Origin of the sequence: Longimicrobium sp. (assembly GCF_036280135.1) — a bacterium.
In the GTDB taxonomy this organism is placed as follows: domain Bacteria; phylum Gemmatimonadota; class Gemmatimonadetes; order Longimicrobiales; family Longimicrobiaceae; genus Longimicrobium.
In genome coordinates this window covers 1-2,841 of record NZ_DASURI010000089.1, presented here as the reverse complement: position 1 = coordinate 2,841, position 2,841 = coordinate 1, and the positions used below count along the sequence as shown (strand labels likewise).

Sequence of the window (2,841 nt, the reverse complement as noted above, 5' to 3'; positions counted from 1 at the left end):
GAGCCCCGCCGCGCCCAGCGCGTGCAGCACGTCCGTGGCCTCGTCCAGGGGGTGCAGCGCGTCGGCCCCGTGCGCCCCGTCCTCCGGCTCCACGAGGGCCAGCCGGGCGCCGTGGCGGGCCAGGTACCGCGCGACGGCGTTCCCCGTCCCCCGCAGGCCGCCCGTGACGACCCACGCGCCCTGGCGCAGGCGCGCCGATGGGGACAGGTCCGGCTCCGCCGCCACCTCCAACAGCCGCGCCGTCCACCGGCGGCGGCCGCGATACGCCGCCTCCACGGCGCCGGGCGCGGCGCGCACGGCATCCGCCACCTCGGCCAGCAGCAGGTCCGCGGGGACGGGGCCGGCGGCAAAGTCCACGGCGCGGCAGTGCAGGCCGGGCCGCTCCTCCGCGGCGCCCCGCACGCCGCCCGTCAGCAGGGCGCGGGCGGGGTGGACGAGCTCGGGGCCCAGCACGGGCTGCGCGCCCGCCGTCGCCACCGTGACGGAGGCGCCCTCCGGAAGCAGCCCCGCCGTGGCCGCCGCGTCCAGCCAGTGCAGCAGCGCCCGCGCGACGGGCGACGGGTCCGCGCCGTCGTCCTCCAGCCCCCACAGGTGCAGCGTGTGGACGGGCCCGTCCGCGCCGCGCAGGGCCCCCGCCAGCCGCGCGAAGTCCTCGCGCGCGCCGGGGCGCACGGTGAAGGCGCCGGCCCCTTCCGCGTAGTCGGCGCCGGCCGCGACGCGCACGACGTCCGCCCCCAGCGCCCGCAGGCCGTCCAGCACGGCCGCTCCTTCCGCGCCCGTGAACGCCACGATCCGCCGGCCCGCCAGCGCGTCCCCAACGGGACGGCGAGGCGCGTCGCACTGGCGCCACTCCGGTGCGTACACCCACCGCGACGCCGGCTGCAGAGCGTCCTCCGTCGCCCCTACCGGGGCGTCCGCCGCGACATCCAGCCAGTAGCGGCGCCGCTCCATGGGATGGCCGGGGAGCGCCACGCGGCGTGCGTCCGTCCGCGGCTGCCCGGTCCAGTCGATCGCCACGCCGGCCGCCCACAGGTAGCCCAGCGCGCCCTCCATGGCCGCTTCGTCGCGGTCCGCGTCGGTCGACAGCGACGCCGTGACGCGCGGCGCGCCGGAAAGCCGCGCCCAGTCGCCCAGCTGACCGGCGCCCATCTCCAGCAGCACGGGCTCCGCGCCGTCCTCGCGCACGCGGGCCACGGCGCGGTCGTAGCGCACGGGCGAAACGAGCGCCTCGGCCCAGTACGCGGCGGACTGCGCCTGCTCCGGCCGCAGCCACTCGCCCGTGGCGCCGGAGACAAGCGGCACCCCGGGCGCGCCGCGGCGCGCGGCGGAAACGGCCGACGCGAACGCGTCGCGGATGCCGGCCAGGGCCGCGCAGTGCATGGGGCGGCGGACGTCCAGCGGCCGGCTGATTCCGCCTTCCGCGCGGACGCGGGCCGCCAGCGCGTCCAGCGCCGCCGTCGTCCCGCAGACCACCGTCGAGTGTGTCGCGTTGTGCGCGCTGACCCACAGCCCGCCCGCGGCGAGCTCCGCGACCAGGGCGCGGACGCGATCGGCATCCATCGTCACCACGCGCGCGCCCGACTCCGGCAGCCCGTCGACCAGCCTGGCGCGCTGGAGGACGAGGCCCAGCGCGTCCTCCAGGGAAAAGACGCCGGCCGCGCACGCCGCCGCCAGCTCGCCCAGGCCGTGGCCCAGGACGGCGCGCGGCTCCACGCCCCGCGCGCGCCACGCCTGGGCCAGGGCCCAGCCGACGGCAAAGACGGCCGCGTCCGCGTACGCCGTCTCGCGCAGCAGCTCCGGCCGGTCGCCGTGCAGCGCCGCGCGCAGGTCCATCCCCGCGCGGGCGCGCAGCACGTCCGCGCAGCGATCGAACGCGGCGCGGAAGTCCGCGTCGCGCCGGTACAGCGCGCGCGCCGTCCCGTTCGTCACGGAGCCGGCGCCGGGGAACGCGAAGACGACGCCCGGGTCCGTCGCGGGCGCCTCGAACGTGGCCACGGCGGGCGTGTGGGGGCGGCGCAACCGGGCAACGGCCTCCGCCACGTCGCGGGCGGCAAAGGCGCGGCGGTGGGAGAAGACGCGGCGTCCCTGCTGCAGCGTGAACGCCACGTCCGCCAGGCGCAGCTCCGGGTGCGCCTCCAGGTGCGCGGCCAGCGACGCGCTCAGCCGCTCCAGGGCGATGGACGTCCGCGCGGAGAGGACGATCGTCTCCGGATCCGACGCGGGTGCGGAAGGCGCGGGGCGGGCCGGCGCCTCTTCCAGGATGACGTGCGCGTTGGTGCCGCCCACGCCCAGCGCGCTGATGCCGGCGCGGCGCGGAAAACCACCCTGCCGCTCCCATGGAGACAGCCGCGCGTTGACGTAGAAGGGCGAGGCGTCGAAGTCGATGGCGGGGTTGGGCGCCTCGTAGTGCAGGCTGGCGGGGATCTGCCCCGCGTTCATGGCCAGCACCGTCTTGATGACGCCCGCCACGCCGGCCGCGCAGTCCAGGTGCCCCACGTTGCTCTTGACGGAGCCGATGGCGCAGTAGCCGCGCGCGTCCGTGTCGAAGGCGCGGGTGAGGGCCGTGATCTCGATGGGATCGCCCATGGACGTGCCCGTGCCGTGCGCCTCGATGTAGGTGATGCTCTCCGGCTCCACGCCCGCCACGGCCTGCGCCATGGTGATGACGTCGATCTGCCCGTCCACGCTGGGCGCCGTGAAGCCCACCTTGTTGCTGCCGTCGTTGTTGAGCGCCGAGCCCAGCATGACGGCCAGCACGCGGTCGCCGTCGGCCAGGGCGTCGCTCAGGCGCTTGAGGACCACCACGCCCGCGCCGCTGCCGGGGACGGTGCCCTGCCCCTT

1 protein-coding gene is annotated in these 2,841 nt (G+C 77.7%); it reads right to left on the bottom strand.

The annotated features are described in order from the left end of the window. On the bottom strand, nucleotides 1-2,841 hold a 2,841-nt coding region (locus VFZ20_RS02980), incomplete at both ends, for a type I polyketide synthase (RefSeq protein ID WP_329682337.1).